The sequence below is a fragment of the Tsuneonella sp. CC-YZS046 genome (genome assembly GCF_035581365.1).
Classification (GTDB): Bacteria; Pseudomonadota; Alphaproteobacteria; order Sphingomonadales; family Sphingomonadaceae; genus JAWKXU01.
In genome coordinates, this window is record NZ_CP141590.1 from 1,092,833 (window position 1) to 1,110,857 (window position 18,025).

General features: G+C 61.7%; 18 protein-coding genes. 12 read left to right on the plus strand and 6 right to left on the minus strand.

What is annotated here, in order from left to right:
* The first annotated feature begins 40 nt into the window (after positions 1-40).
* The 3 genes from U8326_RS05485 (at position 41) to U8326_RS05495 (ending at position 2,506) form a co-directional block, all read left to right on the plus strand.
* Positions 41-1,144 (plus strand): hypothetical protein, encoded by a 1,104-nt coding sequence (locus U8326_RS05485; RefSeq protein ID WP_324742833.1) that lies wholly within the window; start codon positions 41-43, stop codon positions 1,142-1,144.
* A gap of 48 nt (positions 1,145-1,192) precedes the next feature.
* Complete coding sequence (locus tag U8326_RS05490) at positions 1,193-1,621, plus strand: flavodoxin family protein (RefSeq protein ID WP_324743533.1); 429 nt, start codon at positions 1,193-1,195, stop codon at positions 1,619-1,621.
* Between the two features lie 99 nt (positions 1,622-1,720).
* Entirely contained in the window at positions 1,721-2,506 is a 786-nt protein-coding gene (locus U8326_RS05495) for a hypothetical protein (RefSeq protein ID WP_324742834.1), read from the plus strand.
* 91 nt (positions 2,507-2,597) lie between these two features.
* Here U8326_RS05495 and leuA read toward each other — a convergent pair whose 3' ends face one another.
* From leuA to miaA, 6 genes are all read right to left on the minus strand, one after another.
* On the minus strand, positions 2,598-4,277 hold the full coding sequence (gene leuA / locus U8326_RS05500; protein ID WP_324742835.1) for a 2-isopropylmalate synthase: 1,680 nt from the start codon (positions 4,275-4,277) through the stop codon (positions 2,598-2,600).
* A 378-nt stretch (positions 4,278-4,655) separates the two neighbouring features.
* Entirely contained in the window at positions 4,656-5,306 is a 651-nt protein-coding gene (locus U8326_RS05505; RefSeq protein ID WP_324742836.1) for a YceI family protein, read from the minus strand.
* Between the two features lie 216 nt (positions 5,307-5,522).
* On the minus strand, positions 5,523-6,542 hold the full coding sequence (gene ilvC / locus U8326_RS05510) for a ketol-acid reductoisomerase (protein ID WP_324742837.1): 1,020 nt from the start codon (positions 6,540-6,542) through the stop codon (positions 5,523-5,525).
* A gap of 115 nt (positions 6,543-6,657) precedes the next feature.
* Positions 6,658-7,173 (minus strand): acetolactate synthase small subunit, encoded by a 516-nt coding sequence (ilvN, locus tag U8326_RS05515; protein WP_324742838.1) that lies wholly within the window; start codon positions 7,171-7,173, stop codon positions 6,658-6,660.
* Positions 7,173-8,915, minus strand: a complete 1,743-nt coding sequence (gene ilvB, locus U8326_RS05520) for a biosynthetic-type acetolactate synthase large subunit (RefSeq protein WP_324742839.1) — start codon at positions 8,913-8,915, stop codon at positions 7,173-7,175. Before ilvB ends, ilvN begins: the two co-directional genes overlap by 1 nt.
* Positions 8,916-9,040: 125 nt before the next feature.
* On the minus strand, positions 9,041-10,000 hold the full coding sequence (gene miaA / locus U8326_RS05525) for a tRNA (adenosine(37)-N6)-dimethylallyltransferase MiaA (RefSeq protein WP_324742840.1): 960 nt from the start codon (positions 9,998-10,000) through the stop codon (positions 9,041-9,043).
* On the opposite strand from miaA, the gene serB reads away from it, so the two are divergent.
* The 9 genes from serB to U8326_RS05570 all read left to right on the plus strand — a co-directional run bounded on the left by serB (position 9,975) and on the right by U8326_RS05570 (position 17,953).
* The gene (gene serB / locus U8326_RS05530) at positions 9,975-10,877 is read left to right on the plus strand and encodes a phosphoserine phosphatase SerB (protein WP_324742841.1); all 903 of its coding nucleotides are present in this window, start codon (positions 9,975-9,977) and stop codon (positions 10,875-10,877) included. The genes miaA and serB overlap by 26 nt on opposite strands.
* Before the next feature lie 176 nt (positions 10,878-11,053).
* A complete protein-coding gene (locus U8326_RS05535) occupies positions 11,054-11,713 on the plus strand; it encodes a helix-turn-helix transcriptional regulator (RefSeq protein ID WP_324742842.1) in 660 nt (219 codons plus the stop codon).
* Positions 11,714-12,140: 427 nt separating this feature from the next.
* A complete protein-coding gene (locus U8326_RS05540; RefSeq protein ID WP_324742843.1) occupies positions 12,141-12,623 on the plus strand; it encodes a hypothetical protein in 483 nt (160 codons plus the stop codon).
* Complete coding sequence (locus U8326_RS05545) at positions 12,620-13,210, plus strand: hypothetical protein (RefSeq protein ID WP_324742844.1); 591 nt, start codon at positions 12,620-12,622, stop codon at positions 13,208-13,210. Before U8326_RS05540 ends, U8326_RS05545 begins: the two co-directional genes overlap by 4 nt.
* A gap of 21 nt (positions 13,211-13,231) precedes the next feature.
* Positions 13,232-14,269 (plus strand): hypothetical protein, encoded by a 1,038-nt coding sequence (locus tag U8326_RS05550; RefSeq protein WP_324742845.1) that lies wholly within the window; start codon positions 13,232-13,234, stop codon positions 14,267-14,269.
* 152 nt (positions 14,270-14,421) lie between these two features.
* A complete protein-coding gene (locus U8326_RS05555; RefSeq protein ID WP_324742846.1) occupies positions 14,422-15,105 on the plus strand; it encodes a C39 family peptidase in 684 nt (227 codons plus the stop codon).
* 16 nt (positions 15,106-15,121) lie between these two features.
* A complete protein-coding gene (locus U8326_RS05560) occupies positions 15,122-15,991 on the plus strand; it encodes a hypothetical protein (protein ID WP_324742847.1) in 870 nt (289 codons plus the stop codon).
* 17 nt (positions 15,992-16,008) lie between these two features.
* A complete protein-coding gene (locus U8326_RS05565) occupies positions 16,009-16,605 on the plus strand; it encodes a peptidoglycan-binding domain-containing protein (protein WP_324742848.1) in 597 nt (198 codons plus the stop codon).
* A 22-nt stretch (positions 16,606-16,627) separates the two neighbouring features.
* Positions 16,628-17,953 carry a transporter gene (locus U8326_RS05570; RefSeq protein WP_324742849.1) on the plus strand — a complete coding sequence of 442 codons (1,326 nt, stop codon included), beginning with the start codon at positions 16,628-16,630 and terminating at the stop codon, positions 17,951-17,953.
* Positions 17,954-18,025 lie beyond the last annotated feature (72 nt).

The window sequence follows — 18,025 nt, forward strand, 5'->3', positions numbered from 1 at the left end:
TCAACAAAAGCCGTCCAGCGGCCCGATCGCGCGGTATGATATGCGTGCGGGCACGATTTCCGGCATGGGCAGCATGGGCGCCGGCTCCATGATGGGCATGATGTTCGGCGGGGGGCGATCGAACAACGCCCAGCATGAGCTGTTGCTGAGACTCGGCTCGTCGAGCGCTCCGGCGAAGGGAGCGCCAAAGGCGGATCACTTCATGCCTCCGGTCGCCAAGCTCGGGAAATCGGTGGCGCTGGTCACGCCTCGCGAGGAACGGGAAGCGACCGACGAACTCCCGCAAAAGCCGAAGGGGCGCATTCTGGTCTATTGGGGATGTGGTGCCACCGCCCCGAAAGGGCAGCCGGTGGTGATCGATCTTTCCAAGCTTGCTGCAGGGCAGGTGCCGCCGGGGCTGTGGACATCGGCGATCGCGCGCGATCTCGGGCCGACCATCAACAACAGCCGGACGTTCGGGCGCTGGCCCGCGGAAGATGGGAAATACGCCAAGCCCGATAGCTCCCTGATCGGTGCGCACAGGATTGCCGGGAATTATTCGCCGGAGATTTCCTTCACTCTCACCAAGGATTTCATGGCCGCGCTCAATTCGTCGACAAGAACGCAGGCAGGCGGCGCCACAGTGCTGAGCTGGACGGGGATTCCCGATGCGACCGGCTATCTCGCTTTCCTGTTCGGCGGCCGCCAGGGTGCCAATGGCGAGATGACCGATATGGTGATGTGGTCGAGCAGCTCCACCCGTCAATTCGGCGGCGGTCTGGCCGATTGGCTTTCGCCATCCCAAGTCGCCGGCCTGGTCCGCGACAAGACGGTGATGGCGCCTTCCACCACGAGCTGCCTGATCCCGGCGGAAGTGAAACGGGATGCGCCGGATTTCCGCTTCGGCACGCTGACCGCGTTCGGCCCGGAAGAGAATTTCGCCTATCCGCCGCGTCCGACATCCGCATCCACGCCCTGGAATCTGGAATGGACGGCGCGCATCCGGCATCGTTCCATGACTAGCTGGATGGAGGCGCAGGGAATGTCGATGGGCGGGATGGGTAACTCCTCCTCCGAAGGGCAATCCGCGCCCCAGCAGAAGTGCAAGCCGAAGGGCGGCTTTGGGGGTCTGCTCGGCGGAGTGATGGGTTCGTCCGGCTGCTGATTCTTGCTGGCGATCATCTGGCATAGCCGGACCGGGGCCGCGCAGGCCATGGCGCAAGCTGCGGCTGCTGGGGCAGGTTCGCGAGCATATCTGATTGGCGCGGAGCAGGTGCGGCCGGGCGATTTTCTGGCGGCGAAGGGCTATCTGTTCGTCTGCCCGGAAAACCTTGCGAGCATGAGCGGGGCGATGAAGGAGATGTTCGATCGCTGTTACTATCCGGTTCTCGGCCGGATAGAGGGGCGCGCTTACGCCACGGCGATTGCGGCGGGATCGGACGGCGCGGGCGCCACCGCGCAAATCGACCGGATCGTGACGGGGTGGAGATTGAAACGTGTGGCCGATCCCCTGATCGTCAATCTTCAGGCGCAGACACCGGAAGAGATACTCGCCCCGAAGACCCTCTCCGAAGCCCAATTGCGCAGTTGCGCGGAGCTTGGCGCCGCTCTCTCGGAAGGATTGGCTTTGGGCATATTCTGACAGATGCATCCGTAACGGGATCATCCCCCGTCGGAGGACTCGACCTGCCCATTCTTTGGCTTCACAAACCGGACCTGTTCAACAGGGCGATGGCAAAACATGAACGATTACAAAGGTGAGTATGGCGTTTCCCTGGCCTTCCCGCCGGGATTGCGCCCTGATCCCTGCCAGTTGGATGCTTGCGCCCAGGCAAGCGGCGGTTTCTCCATAAGCCAGCATCTGGGTGTCGGCGATTGTGCTGGTGCCATTACTTCTTCCTATTTGAGCGAGAGCGGCAGCCCGGTTTCGGTCGAGGCGCTGATATGGGGCTTGACGTTCGATGTGATCGGCCTGGCCCCGGGAGAAGGCGCGCCCTTGCCTTCCTGCCCATACGACTTCGAGCTTCCGCCCGGGTTCGACATTGCAGGCCATGAAGCGGTCCGCATCCTGCCTGGCCCGCATTTGCGGGGAGGAGAGCGTCTTGTCCCCATCGTCCGCGCGATGGCTGGGCTTGCGGCGGCGCTGTGCAGCCTGCCGGATCTGGCTGCGGTGGTCTGGCATCCGGCAAGAAGCCGCATCGCCCCGGCTTATTTCTCCGCGATCGTCGCGAACTGGCTGGAAGGCGGCGTGTTTCCCGCAAGGGGTCTGGTCAGCCTGGGGGAAGTGGCGGATGGCGCGATGCAAACCGAAGGGGTAGGATTCTTCACCGGGCAGGAACTGCGGATCGAGCCGGAGCTTATGGGCGATCCGGCAGCGGCGACCAGGATTGCAGTCCGGCTGATCGATCATCTCGTCACGAATGGCTCCCTTGATCGGACCGTGGATATCGCCGGGCCGGAGGGGCGGCTGCTCAGAATAGAGCCTTCCGAAAACGGCCGCCTTGTCCGGGTCTGGAGCGCAAGCTGAACTTGGGGTTTCAGCAGTGGAGAGGGGCGGATCTTGCGCCCGAATTGCGCAAAACCCGCTCACCCCTCGCTCTTCTCGATCTACCAGCGCTTCAATCTACCGATGCCGAGTTGGCGGCGCTCAGTATCGCCCTGACGCTTGCCGTGGCCACGTCCGGATCTATGCCCACGCCCCATACGATCGTGCCATCAGGGCGCGCACATTCCACATACGCCGCCGCGCGTGCGTCAGTCCCCTTGCTGAGCGCATGTTCGCCGTAATCCAGCACTTCCATTTCCAGCCCGAAGGTGTCTTTCAGAGTGGCGAGGACGGATGAAATCAATCCATTGCCGCGCCCGCTTACCGATTGCGCTTCGCCATCGACACGGATGGTCCCGCTGAACACGCGGGTGCCGTCGCTGGCGCGCGTCTCGTCATAATCGACGAGCTGGAACCGCCGGTTGGCGGTTTGCATATGGTAGGTCTTGCGAAAGACTTCCCAGATGTCCTCCGCATTCAGCTCGCGGCCCAACTGGTCGGCCAGATCCTGCACATGGCGGGAGAAATGCGCCTGCATCCGCTTGGGCAGCTTGAGGCCCTTGTCCTGCTCCAGAACCCAGGCGAAACCGCCCTTTCCGCTCTGCGAATTGACCCGGATGACCGCTTCGTAAGTGCGCCCCAGATCGGCCGGATCGATCGGCAGGTAGGGCACTCGCCACAGCTCGTCGTTCTGGACTTCGTGCGCGGCGAAGCCCTTCTTGATCGCGTCCTGGTGGCTGCCCGAAAAGGCGGTGAAGACCAGTTCGCCGCCATAGGGATGGCGTTGATGCACCGGGATCTGGTTGCAATATTCGACCGTCTCGATGACCTTGTCGATATTCGAGAAATCCAGTCTGGGATCAACGCCTTGCGTATACATGTTGAGAGCTACTGTCACCAGGCAGCAATTACCCGTGCGCTCGCCATTGCCGAACAGGCAGCCCTCGACGCGATCGGCCCCGGCCATCATGCCCAGTTCGGCCGCCGCCACCCCGGTGCCCCGGTCGTTATGGGTGTGCAGGCTGATGACCACGCTGTCCCGCCGTGGAATGTTGCGGCAGAAATATTCGATCTGGTCGGCATAGATGTTCGGCGTCGCCGCCTCGACCGTCGCCGGCAGATTAAGGATCAGCGGATGATCGGGCGTGGGCTGCAGAATATCCATCACCGCTTCGCAGACTTCCAGGCTGAAATCGATCTCCGCGGTGGAGAAGGTTTCCGGGCTGTATTGGAAGTGCCAGTCCGTGCCGGGGCGGGCTGCGGCTTCGTCGCGCAGGACTTTTGCACCCTTGATCGCGATTTCCTTCACCTCTTCCAGGCTCATCTGGAAGACGATCTGGCGCCAGGCGGGTGAAACCGCATTATACAGGTGGATGATCGCGGCGCGCGCGCCCTCCAGGCTGTCGAAACTGGTGCGGATCAGGTCCTCGCGCGACTGGGTGAGGACCTGAACCAGGACATCGTCGGGAATCCGCCCCGAACGGACGAGGCCCTGGATGAAATCGAATTCGGTCGCTCCGGCGGCCGGAAAGCCGATCTCGATTTCCTTCAGACCGACATCGACCAGCAGGTCGAAGAAGCGGTTCTTCTTCGCGGCATCCATTGGGTCGATGATGGACTGGTTGCCATCGCGTAAATCGGTCGAGAGCCAGCGCGGCGGTGCGGTGATGACATGGTTCGGCCACTGCCGGTCAGGCAGGGCGATTTGCGGAAACGGCCGGTATTTGACCGATGGATCGGAAAGCATCGACATCTGGAAACAATCTCTTGCTGCGTGGTGTGGAGGGCTGATCGGTTCCCCCGGACGGCGTGCGCCGCCCGCGGGCAGCACAAGGTTCACGCCCGGGGGCGTGTAAGTCGCAGCAGCGGGCCAAGGGCCTGGATAGGATGTGTTTCCGTCATGGCTGGCGCGCATATGGAGTATATGCGCGCCAAAGTCCAGTCCGAAGCATTACGGAGAGGGGGTTGACACAGTTGACACTGTTCAAGGGTGAAAAAACCGTTCCCCCGGGACGGGGCGAAAGAAGGCGGGAAAACGGCTGAAACAGGCAGGTTCATCGCCCGGCTTTAGCCTTTTTCCAGCGCTGTAGGAAAGTGCTGGCGCGCAAGCCGGGCGTTGAGAGATGCCGGGTTATTTCTTCTCAAACGCGGCGGTGATGTCCAGTTCCACTTCATCCGATACCAGCGGGACGAAGCCGCTGATGCCGAAATCGGAACGCTTGATCTTCGCCTCGCCTTCAAAGCCCACGGTTTCGGCCTTGCTCATCGGGTTGGCTCCGGCGCCGGTGAATTCCGCCTCGATGGTGACGGGCTTGGTGATGCCGTTGATCGTCAGATCGCCGGTGATGAGGGCTTCCTTGCCATCCTCGCCGGGCTTGACCGAGGTGGAAACGAAAGTTGCCGCGGCAGGGGCGGGGCCGAAGAAATCGGGCTTGGCGCCATCCTTGCCCGGCCGGAAAAGATGCTCGGTCAGGCCAGCGCTGGCCGTGGTGACTTCGGCAATCGGGATCGTGACCGAAAGCCTGGCGGCCGAGAGATTGGCCGGGTCCAGCTCCAGCGTGCCGCTGACATTGCCGAAGATGCCGAAATAGTCATTGAAGCCCAGATGGTCGACGCGCCAGCCCACCAGGGTATGCGCGGGATCGGCGGCATAGGAACCGGCTGTGACCCGGCTGACATCCTCCACGCCCGGCAATGCGGGCTGCTGATGGTGATCGGCAAGAAGCGGGGTCGCGGCAAGCACAAGGACGGGGGCAACGGCGGCAAATGCAATCAGTCTCATGATCTGGCTCCGAAATTTGCGATGGGAAGGCCCAAATTGAAAGGAAGATGGATGAGATGGCGCGCAAGCGGCCGTAATGCAACCGCATGACAGGACTGTAACATCGTTCGCCGAGAAACAGAAACGCCCGCGCGTCGACCCCGCCGGTAATTTGGAGGGCAACGCGCGGGCGCGGAAAATCGTTTCAGAGCGTGGCGCGATGAGCGCCCCGCCGGATCAGTTCCTGGACTTGTCGACCAGCTTGTTCGCGCCGATCCAGGGCATCATCGCGCGCAGCTTGGCGCCGGTTTCCTCGATCGGATGCGCACCCTGCAGCTTCCGCTTGGCCTTCATTTCCGGATAGCCGGCCTTGATGTCGGTGATGAAGCGCTGGACGAACTTGCCTTCCTGGATGTCCTTGAGGACGCGCTTCATTTCCGCCTTGGTTTCGTCGGTAATCACGCGCGGGCCGGTGTGATAATCGCCGTATTCCGCGGTGTTCGAGATCGAATAGCGCATATTGGCGATGCCGCCTTCATACATCAGGTCGACGATCAGCTTGGTTTCGTGGAGACATTCGAAATAGGCCATTTCCGGCGCGTAGCCGGCTTCCACCAGGGTTTCGAAGCCAGCCATGATCAGGTGGGAAATGCCGCCGCACAGAACGGCCTGCTCGCCGAACAGGTCGGTTTCGCATTCTTCCTTGAAGTTGGTTTCGATGATGCCCGAACGGCCGCCGCCGACGCCCGAGGCATAAGCCAGCGCGATGTCGTGCGCATTGCCGGTGGTGTCCTGCGCGATGGCGACCAGGCAGGGCACGCCGCCGCCGGTGACATATTCATTGCGCACGGTGTGGCCCGGGCCCTTGGGCGCGATCATGATTACGTCGATGTCGGTGCGCGGCTCGATCAGGCCGAAATGGATGTTGAGGCCGTGAGCGAAGGCGAGCGCCGCGCCCGGCTTCATGTTGTCCTTGAGATCGGCGTCCCAGATACCGGCCTGGTTTTCATCCGGGGCAAGGATCATGAGAATATCGGCCCACTTCGCCGCTTCGGCATTGGACAGGACCTTGAAGCCGGCGGCTTCCGCCTTCTTGGCGCTGGCGGAATTGGGGCGGAGCGCGATGGCGACTTCCTTCACCCCGGAATCGCGCAGGTTCTGCGCATGTGCGTGGCCCTGGCTGCCATAGCCGAGCACGGCGATCTTCTTGTCCGTGATCAGATTGAGGTCGCAATCGGCGTCGTAATAAACTTTCATTTTCTGCCCTTTTCGTCTCCCCTGCATGACAGGGGCAAAATCAAGTTCGCTCCATGGCGATCGGTGGAATCGCCCCTGCGGCTCGCAGCGGCGAAGAGATCGGTCCCGTTGGCGGCTATGCCCCTTCGGCCCCGCGCATCATTCCGACAATCCCGGTCCGCCCCACTTCGACAAGACCGAGTTCGCGCATGATCGCGACGAAGCTGTCGATCTTGTCCGGGGCGCCAGTCAGCTCGAAAACGAAGCTGGAAGTGGTGGTATCCACTACCTTGGCCCGGAACACATCCGCCACGCGCAGCGCCTCTACGCGCTTCTCCCCGGTGCCTGCAACCTTTACCAGCGCAAGCTCGCGTTCGACATGCGGGCCTATCTCGGTCAGGTCGGTTACCTTGTGGACCGGCACGAGCCGTTCTAGCTGGGCATGGATCTGGTCGATCACCGCGGGCGGCCCCTGGGTGACGATGGTGATGCGGCTGACCGAGTGGTTCTCGCTGATGTCAGCCACGGTCAGGCTGTCGATATTATAGCCGCGCGCCGTGAACATCCCGGCAATGCGCGCGAGGATGCCCGCCTCGTTATCGACCGTGATGGTCAGGACATGGCGTTCGGATTCGAGTGTGCTGATTTTCATTAGACCAGAGCCTTCGCTTCATCTTCCATAGTTCCGGCCACTTCGTCTCCGTAAAGGATCATGTCGGTATGCGCCGCCCCCGACGGGATCATCGGGAAGCAATTGGCCTCCTTGGAGATCAGGCAATCGACCATGACCGGGCCATCGTGCTCCATCATCGCCTTGATGCCCGCGTCCAGCTCGGCCTCGTTGTGGATGCGGATGCCTTTCCAGCCATAGGCTTCGGCAAGGGCCACGAAATCGGGCAGGCTGTCCGAATAGGAATTCGAATAGCGGCTTTCATAGGTCAGCTCCTGCCATTGGCGGACCATCCCCATATATTCGTTGTTGAGGATGAACACCTTGACCGGCAGGCGATACTGGCTGGCGGTGCCCATTTCCTGAATGTTCATCTGGATCGAGGCTTCGCCGGCAATGTCGATCACCAGCGTGTCCGGATTGCCCAGCTGCGCGCCGATGGCGGCGGGCAGGCCATAGCCCATGGTGCCGAGGCCGCCCGACGTCAGCCATTTGTTCGGGCCGAAGAACCCGAAATACTGCGCGGCCCACATCTGATGCTGGCCGACTTCGGTGGTGATGATTGGGTCCTTGTCGCGCGTGAGGGCGAAAAGCCGTTCCACCGCCAGTTGCGGCATCAGGTCCGGCGTGTTTTTCGGATAGGCCAGGCTGTCGCGCGCGCGCCAGCCGTCGATCCGGGCCTTCCACTCCGTCAGGTCGGGGGTAGGGCGGTCGCCCCATGCCGCGATCAGCTGCTCCAGGACCTGGGCGCAGTCGCCGATGATCGGCAGATCGACCGGAACCGTCTTGTTGATGGAAGAACGGTCTATATCGATATGAATTTTCTTGGAATTAGGAGCGAAGGCATCGAGCCTGCCGGTAACCCGGTCGTCGAAGCGGGCGCCGACGCACAGGATCAGGTCGGCCCGGTTCATCGCCATGTTGGACTCATAAGTGCCGTGCATGCCGAGCATCCCGAGCCAGTCGGAATGATCGGATGGGAACGCGCCAAGGCCCATCAGCGTCGAGGTCAGCGGAATGCCGGTCAGCGCCTGGAACTTGCGCAGAAGCTCCGTGGCGCGCGGCCCCGAATTGATGATGCCGCCGCCGGTATAAAGCACCGGCTCCTTCGCCGCCGCGATCATTTCGATGGCGCGGGCGATCTCGTCCTGCGATCCTTCGAGGCGCGGGCGATACCGCGCCGGGCGCTGCGGCGCCTGGTCGGTCAGGCTGGCGGTCGCGACCTGGACGTTCTTGGGCAGGTCGATCAGAACCGGGCCGGGGCGGCCGGTGGTCGCGATCTCGAAAGCCTCGTCGATCGTCGCCGCCAGCTCCGAAGGGTCCTTCACCAGATAGTTGTGCTTGGTGCAGTGGCGGGTGATGCCGATGGTGTCCGCTTCCTGGAAGGCGTCGGAACCGATCAGGTTGGTGGCGACCTGCCCGGTGATGACGATCATCGGAATGGAATCCATGAAGGCGTCGGCGATGCCGGTGACGGCGTTGGTCGCGCCAGGGCCGGAGGTGACCAGCACCACACCCGGCTTGCCGGTGGAGCGGGCATAGCCTTCCGCCGCATGGGCCGCGCCAGCTTCATGGCGTACCAGGATATGCCGGATCCGTGGGTCGCTGAACAATTCGTCATAGATCGGCAGGACTGCCCCGCCGGGATAGCCGAACACGTATTCGACCCCCTGCCGCACCAGGCATTCGACGAGAATGGCCGCGCCGCTACGCTCTTCAGTCACGATAATTCCTCATTCACAGCTTTGGTCAGGAACAAAAAGCGACCCGGCGCATGGGGGCTGCACCGGGTCTTCTTGTACTGACAGAACGATGCGCGGGTATAAGAAAGGAAATGATATGTCAATCATCAGGATTGGAATAATATTTCAAAATAGGAAATGTCGGAGAAATTAGGTGTCTCAATCCTTTTCCATTCGACAGGAGATTGCCCACGAAACCACGTATATTGCCGCTTCGCGTAATTTCGTGTCGCCTGCGCTCCTTGGGCAAGCGCCTCTTCCCGGCTCCATTCCCCGCGAATCCATCCGGTAATCTCGCGCACTCCGATCGCCCGCATCACCGGCAGGTCCGGGTCCAGCCTGCGGTCGAGCAGTTGCCGCACTTCCTCCGCCGCCCCGCCATCCAGCATTGCCTCGAAACGCCGGTCGCAGCGCTCATACAGCCAGTCCCGGGGCGGCAGGAGCAGGAGCGGATGGAGCGCCACGGCCCTCGCTATCCCGCCTTCCTTGCGTTCCTGCCAGTGGGCAAGCGGCTTGCCGGTGGAGCGGACCACTTCAAGCGCCCTTGCGATCCGGGCACTGTCGCCTGGGTCGAGCAGCGCCGCGCGACCGGGGTCTTCAAGCCCCAATGCCGCATAGGCATCCGGGGTGGGAAGGACGCGCACCTCATACCTTATAGCCGGATCGATCTCCGGCACGGGCGCGATGCCCTCGAGCAGGGTGCGAAGGTAAAGCCCGGTTCCCCCTGCCAGTATCGGAACCCCGCCTGTCGCATGAAGTTGCGCGATCTCGCGCCGCGCCGCCTGCGCCCAATCCGCGGCGGAGCAGGCGGCCGCGCCATCCCAGGCCCCGAACAGCCGATGGTCCACGCCCTGCATTTCTTCGGGCGATGGGCGGGCGCTCAGGATGCGCAGATCGCGATAGACCTGGGCGCTGTCGGCATTGATGATCGCCGCCGTCTTGCCGGTATCCTGCAGGGCCAGGGCGAGCCGGATCGCCAGATCGGTCTTGCCGCTTGCGGTCGGCCCTGCAATGAGCGCCAGCGGTGGCGCTGCGCCGCCCATGTCAGGAGAATTTCGCTTGCTCATCGCCCGGCTGATAGCAAACTCGCAGGACCTTTCCGAAAAACTTGAAGTCGCGAAAGAAGATCTGGCGCGGCACGGCTTGCGTCTCGCCATGGCCGAAATGCTCGACTTCTGCGGAAATGTCCTCGAGCTGGAACTGCCGGAAGGCGATCCGGCGCTGCTGCGCATGCTGCTCGACAAGCATTTCACCCCCAGCGATCTGCTGGTCGCCGAACGGGACATCACCATTCCGCATGTGTTCGTTTCGGATATGGATTCGACCATCATCTCCGCGGAATGCATCGACGAACTTGCCGATTTCGCCGGCATCAAGCCGCAGATCGCGGCAATCACGGAACGGGCGATGCAGGGCGAACTCGACTTCGAAAGCGCGCTGCGCGAACGCGTCAGCCTGCTGCGGGACCTTCCGGAAAGCGCGATCGCCGAATGTCTCGAAACCCGCATCGCCGCGATGCCCGGCGCTGGCACTCTCGTGGCGACATTGAAGGAGAAGGGGTGCCGCACCATTCTGGTCACCGGCGGGTTTCACCAATTCGCCGATCCGGTTGCCGGGCAACTCGGCTTTGAACGGGTTGTCGCGAATCGACTCGAAGTAGATCAAGGGGTTCTTACCGGCGGCCTGGTCGGCTCGATCACCGATAGCGGGGTGAAGAAGGCGGTTCTTCTGGAAGAAATGGAATCGCTCGGCGCCTGGGCGGTCAGCCTGGCTGCGGGCGACGGAGCCAATGACATTCCCATGCTCGAGGCAGCCACTTTCGGCATGGCCTTTCGCGCGAAACCCAAGGCACGGGCGGCATCCGACGGGTGGATCGATCGCGGCGACCTGACATCAATCCTTCAACTTCTGGGTATACCTTCGGCGGATTGGGTGACCCGATAAGATACAGTCCGGCAATCCTGAAAAATTCCTTTTGGATTGCAAGGTTAATTCGTATGATATAGTGGATGATCGGAGAATTGTCTCAATTCTCCCAAGAACGAAAAAATAAAATGGGTCGCCAAACTGACATCGGGGCCGGGCAAGAAACCGGTCAGGCGTGTTTTGGGGTAACCATAATGGCAGGGGCACTGAGAGGAAGCGAGTTCGAGGAACATGCTTGGCTGAGGCATTCCTCGGATATGGATAGCGGACAGGAATTGCTGTTCGATTTCAGCGAGCATCCCGAACAGGGATTTGAGCGCGCGCTGGATTGCTGGTCCAGGCTCGATGGCAAGGGGCGCCTGATTCTCCAGAGAGACGGCCGGTTGATCGCGTGCAGCGGTCTTGCCCGGCGGATTATCGATGACCGGGATTGCCTGCGCCTGGAGCATGGCTTCGTCGTCCCGGTCGACAGCCGCTATCGCGCCAGCTTCGACAAGCTGCTCATGGTGAACGCGCAGGGTGTGGAAACCTTGCTGCATCCCTGCCTGCGAACGGGCGGGCACTGGATATTCCGGGCGACCGCGTCGGAAGACCGGCAGGTGTTCGTCACCCTGCAGCAAGCCGCGCCGGATCATCATGCGAAACTTGTCGATCTCCGCGAGGCCTTCGGGCTTACCCGCAGCGAGGCGGAGGTCGCCGATGCCTTGTATAATGGTCTTTCCGCGCACGATGTGGCCGACAAGCTGGACATTTCGATCCACACGGTGAGGGCGCATCTCCGCCGGTGCTACGACAAGATGCATATAAATTCCCGCGAGCAATTCTGGCATCGCGTAAGCGCCTACCAGCTCTAGGCGGACCGCGAAGACAGCCGCTTCTCCCTGTATGGAGCGGCCAGCGCTTCATCGGCAGTCGGCGGGAAATCGCCGGACTTGCCGGACTTTCCTTCGGTTCCTGTCGCAAATGGCAAACGCGAAGCGGCGGTCGGCATTGCCTGCGCCGTTTCTGCGGCCATGCGCATACCGACTAATCAAAATTGACTAGTGGATGCCATCTAATCATCATACCTTAGATGAAATTACCTAATATAGATAATATATACTTCGATGATTAGGTTTTTATGGCGATGAAATAGAAAACGAATCGCCTTAACATCTCATTAACTAAATAAATCTTGGGTGAGGATTCTTCCTCATACTCTCTAATTGCGCGAACATTGGAGCATATCCGCTTCAGTGAACCAGACGACTTGTGCGTATGGATATTGGGTTGGGGATGGCGATGAACAAGCAATCTCGTCAATATACCAATTCTGTGGTCGGCATTGTCATTACATTGCTGATTACTGCGCTGGTTCCGGCAGGCGCAACGGCATCCCAGCCGGGCGACAATCTACCCTCGGGCAGCTTCATCACATTGCGGCAAGTGCCGACCCGCGCCGCGGAACTGCCCGCGCCGCCCGCGCCCCCCAATTATGTCGTGATGGGCGGCCGGGATGAAGTGGTTTCCGCGGTCGATCTGGGCCTGACGCCCCTGACCGATTCAGAGCAATCGGCGGTGCTGGCGCGCACCACGCCGATGTATCAGCAATTCTCCCAGGCCACCACGCAAGGCCTCGATGTCATGGCCAGCCAGCATGGGATGGACTCCCGGTCCATCGCGCAGGAACAGGCAGGCGGCGCCGGGGGAGTCATTCGCGACAATATGGGAGCATTGCCTTCGGCGCTGGGCGTCATGCGCGATGTCCTGGGAGGCGACAAGTGAACCGCGCGGCGTCATGCCTTCTCGCCGGGCTGGCGCTGATCGCTCCCGCTGTCGCGATCGCCCAGGTTCAGGATGAGATCGTGATACCGGGCGACGGCAACGCAGGCGCGAACGGACGGATTGCGGTGAATGCGGCGGCGGGCAACAGCAACCAGCAGGTCAACGCGGCAGTGGCCACGCTGGGCGATATTTCCTCCGGATTGGAGCGGGTCCACCAGAGAATGGCGGGATCGGGCAGCAGCGACCGTTCCACGCGGATCGTGCTGGAAGGAAATGCTTTCGCGGAGTCCAGCGGCCTTGTCGGCATCAATGCCGCCGCTGGAACTCAGAACCAGCTGGCGAATGTCGCCGTCTTATCAATTGGCAGAATTGGGGCGATTTCGGATGAACTGCTCGAGCAGTCCCGCGCCTCTACCGAACCGAGCGGGTCTACTGGGGGCACTGGGGACCGGAACGATGCAATTGCCGTCGGCAAGGACGCGTTCCGGGACAGTAGCGGCCTAGTCCAGGTCAACCTGATCGGTGGCGAGAGGAACTCCTCCGCCAACACCTTCGTGCTGAATGTCTTGGCCGGGGGCACACCGTAACCGCTACCAAGGAGAAATGAAATGAAAGGCATGTTACTCGCTGCAGCCGCGGTTTCCGCGCTTGTAGTGTCATCTCCCGCGCTGGCCGATCGCCGGGGCGGAGATCCTCTCGACATTGAAATCGATTATGAAAACAAGATCGACACCAAGGTCGAAACCGATGTTTCCTACACCAAGGAAGTAGCGCTGGAAGGCACCGTTACCCTCGCGGGAGCGATCAATGTCGACAGCTCGGCCGTGGCCGTCAATGACGTCAAGCAGCTTTCCGGCATCAATGCGGTGACCTATCGCGAAGAGAACGAACTCAATGCCGAAAATGGCTGGGTCGATGAAGTGTTCGGACAGGGCGTCAGTGAAGCCGGTCAGGATCCGAATGACGAACTGACGGATGGCGTCGTGCAGCCGCAGATTCGCGCAGGTTTCTTTGCGCCGATCATCAACAACGTTGCCACCTTCGATATCAGCGGCTCCGGCAATATCGGGGTCAACCTGGCAGCGGGCTATCTCAACATGCAGTTGAACTCCGCGGTGCTTGCATCTTCGGAAGTCAACAATGCAGAAGCGGCCGGTGGCTGGGCGGAAGCTTCCACTACCTCGCTCCAGGCACTTGCAGGTGTGGGGCAGTTTGCCACTCCCGGCGAGATTCTCAATGAAGATGAGCAGGAGATTGGCGGTGGTGGAAACAACTTCCGCGACCGTAACACTGTCCAGGGCGGCGCGATCAGCGGTGACGGCAATATCGGCGTCAACGTTGCGGCGGGCAGCCTCAACCAGCAGGCCAACCTGATGACCCTGGCGGTGGCGACGGATGCGGCGCTGGCGGAAGCCAATGCCGGACTGATCCAGCTTGCCCTGTTCAACGGTGTCGAACAGCAGGACAGCATCAATCTGGTTGGGGCGGCTACCATTGCCAATGCTTCCGGCAATATCGGCCTGAACATGGCAGCCGGTGTCGGCAACCAGCAGCTGAACTCGCTCACCATGGCGGCATCCTCGGTCGGCAGCACCGACGGGGGCGGCAATGGCGGCGGTGGCGGGGGCGGCACCGATCCAAGCTAAGCCTCGCGCATAGGAAGGAGAGGAGCTTCGGTTCCTCCCCTTCTCATCCGCATTCCATTCAATTCCTCTCACGGGAGCGAACGCAGGTGCGCCCAAGGCTGAATCATACCCGACGCGGATCTTCTGGGAGACTCTGGGCCGCGATTGCCTTGATGGCTGGGACGCAGCTCGCAGGATGCGTCAGCGCTCCGCCGACTGACGTGCCGATCTGGCTGGGTCAGGTCGGAATGGGCGCACCTGTCGTTACCCGGCCCGTCCAGAGCTGGAAGGATCTCAAATTCGCGGGCATCGTCCGCCAGAGGAGCGATTTCAGCTGCGGCGCCGCGGTGCTTGCGACCATCTTCAACGAGGCCTTCGGCCACGGCACCACCGAGCATCAGGTTCTGGTGAACATGCTCAAGGTCGCGGACCCGGACCTCGTGCGGGAGAAGGGCTTCTCCCTGCTGGACATGAAGACCTATGTGCAGCTGGTCGGCATGTCGGGCGAGGGTTACCGGCTCGATTACGATATGCTCCGGCAACTCAACCTGCCGGTGATCGCCCTGATAAACATCAAGGGCTACAAGCATTTCGTGGTGATCCGGAAGACATTCCCGGATCATGTCGCGATCGGCGATCCGGCGCTGGGCAACCGGATCATGGAACGGCGCGCCTTCGAGGTCGCATGGAACCAGGTCGCCTTCGTCATCACCGGCGACGGCTACGATCCGGCCAATGCGCTGATCGACCCGCCCGAGCCGCTTTCCGCGAGCCGCCTGCTGAAGCAGCACGCGGTGATTCCCGGCGCGGAAACGGCCGAATTCGGCTTCGGGCCGAAATATCAGTTCAGTTTTTAGGAGCAGGACAATGGCCATGGCCAGCATTCGGACAGTCGTTCTGGTAAGCCTCGAAGCGATTGCGCTCGGCTTCGCCACGCCTGCGCTGGCTGCATCGCCGGATGCCGTCGCTCCCGCCGATGCCCGGAAGCCGGGCGCGGCTCAACCGGATATTCTCGCGGCGCTGGGCGCGCCTCTTGCCGACGACGAGTTGGGAGAGATGCGCGGCAAGTTCGTCAGCCCCGACGCGGTAAGCTATTTCGGCATTTCCCTGGTGACGAGCTGGCAGGACGAAGCCGGCGTCACCACCATTGCCAATCTGGCCTTCAACATAGATTTCCTGCCCGGAATGTCGGGTGCCGGCAGCGTTCCCCGGCTGATGGTGGGATGGGTCAGGGAAAATGGCGATCCCGACATGGATGTGCCTGGCATTCCGGCCGGTTATGTCGCGGTCACGCCCGATCCGGGCCAGATGGTGGCCATCGGCGCGCTCGATACGCTGACCGGGGCGGGGCAGGTCAATGTCGTCGCCGGGGCGGACAACAGCACCCGCAACACCATGCATATCGCGGTGGTGCCCCGCAGTGCGGTGCCGCAATTGCCGACCGCCGGACTGCAACCGATCTCCGGTTCGACCGCGATACGGTTCGAGGATGGCGACGGCGTGCAATTCCGGCTCGCCAACAACGAGATCGGCCTGGCGCTGACCAGCGGCAACGGCCTGGACAGCAGCTTTCAGAGCCTTGGCGGGAATTTCAGCCAGTTCATCCAGCAGATCACGATCCAGAGCAATGGCAATGACGTGCTGAACAGCGCGTCGATCGTGCTCGGCATCGACCCGCTCCAGAGCTTCGACCGCATACGAACGGAGGGGGCTCGGCTGAGCATGAAAGGATTCGGCTTCTAGCCTGAAAAGGGGGGAACATGCAGTTTGGAAGGATGGCCAGGGCGATGGCCCTTGCGGGCCTGGCGTCGGCGGCTCCGGCCCATGCCGAAGACGCGAACAAGCAGTTCGCGGTCGAGGGCGGGGGCAGGGCAAGCTGCCAGACATTCCTCAACGCCCGCAAGGATCAGGCTTCGGCGGAATACAGGCAGCTGATCGGCTTCGTGCAAGGCTATCAGACCGCGGCGAACCGCTATGAGCCGAACACATTCGACCTGTCGCCCTGGCATAATGAAGCCGCATTCGGGCTGATCCTCGAAAAGCACTGCACGGAATACCCCAGGGAAACCCTGATCGGGGCGCTGCAGAAGCTGACCATCAGCTTCCGTCCCATTCGTATCGCCCAGTTTTCCCGGCTCCTCGAAGTGGGAGACGGCAAGAACAAGGCTTTCGTCTACGAAGCCATCCTCAAGCGTTCCCAGGCATTCCTGAGAGTGCGCGGGCTCTACAACGGCCCCGAGGACGGAGCCTATTCTCCGGCCCTGCGCGATGCATTCAAGCGCTTCCAGGAACAGCAGAAATTGCCGGCCACCGGCGTGCCGGACCCAGCCACATTGTGGACGCTACTCAATCCGTGAAGCCAAGAAGGGGGAGAATATCATGAGCTTGAGCAACCGGAAGCATCTGGCTTCGATAGGAGCGTCGCTGATGCTCTTCATCAGCCAGCCGGCATGGGCGCAAGCCGTGCCTGACGACATCGGAGCCTTGCAGCGGCAGGTGGAAGACCTGCAGCAACGCGAAGCGGCGGCAGTGCAGCGGGTAAACGAGCTGGAGGCCCGGCTCGAGCGGCTTGAACGATCCCGTATCAGCGATCTCGACGCCGCCGAACTGAGGGGCAAGTATGCCTATCCGACCGCGCGTGCCTGGGCCGATGAGCCGTCTCTGGCCTTCTTCCAGAGGGAGGATGTGCCGGAGACGGGCAGGGGCCAGGGCATTTCCTCCGATAGCGCGGAGGAGGAGCGCAAGGCGCCCGCGCCGACGGAAGCCGTGACGGAACTCACCCAGCAGCGGCAGGGCCGTTTTGGCGATCGCATCGGCATCGAGCTTGGAGCGAGCTATACCCATTTCGACAATGCCCGTCTCAATCTCACCGGCTTTCTGGCGCTGGATTCCATCTTCCTCGGCAGGATCAGCATCGATCAGGTCACGGCGGATATTTTCTCTTTCGATCCCGTGCTGCGAATGGGGCTGAGCAACCGGCTCTTCCTGGATGCCAACCTCTCCTATCTCTATCGGACTTCCAACTTCCAGTCGGGCGGGGCCGGCGCCGACGCGAGCGGGCTGATCGAAAGGAGAGTGAAGGATCACGGCATCGGCGATCTCAACATCGGGGCCAGCTATCGCTTGTTCCGGGAAACAAACGGGCGCCCCGACATTGTCATCAACACCCGCGTCAAGGCCCCCACCGGAAAGCATCCATACGGTGTGGAACTGATCGAAGTCGCCGGCAGCGAAGGCAATCTCACGGTGCCGGAGCGGCTTTCGACAGGCAGCGGCGTCTGGGGCGCCTCGATCGGCGTGTCGGCGCTGAAGACGCTCGATCCGATGGTGGTCTTCGGCAGCGTCACCTATTTTCACAACTTCAAGCGCAACTTTGGCGACATCGACGAGGCTCCGGGCGAGCAGCCGGGCCGCGTGTCGGTGGGCAATGCGATCCAGATCGGGGCGGGCATGGCCTATGCCCTGAACGACCGTTCGAGCATCAGCATGTCCTATACCCAGCGCCTGGTCCAGCGCACCAAGGTCGGTCGGGAAGGGCAGGACATGCAGAGGATTGTCGGAAGCCAGGCCAATGTGGGGCTGGTCAATCTCGGCGCGACATTCTCCCTGAGTAATCGGCTGTCATTGATCACCAATGTGGGGATCGGACTGACCGATGATAGCCCGGATATGGCGGTAAGCATCAGGTTGCCTTACCGTTTCTGAGGCTAAAACTGGAGGGGCCGAACCTGTGTACCCCCCGCCCGTGCTCGGCCCCTCAACCTTTCTCCGGCACTG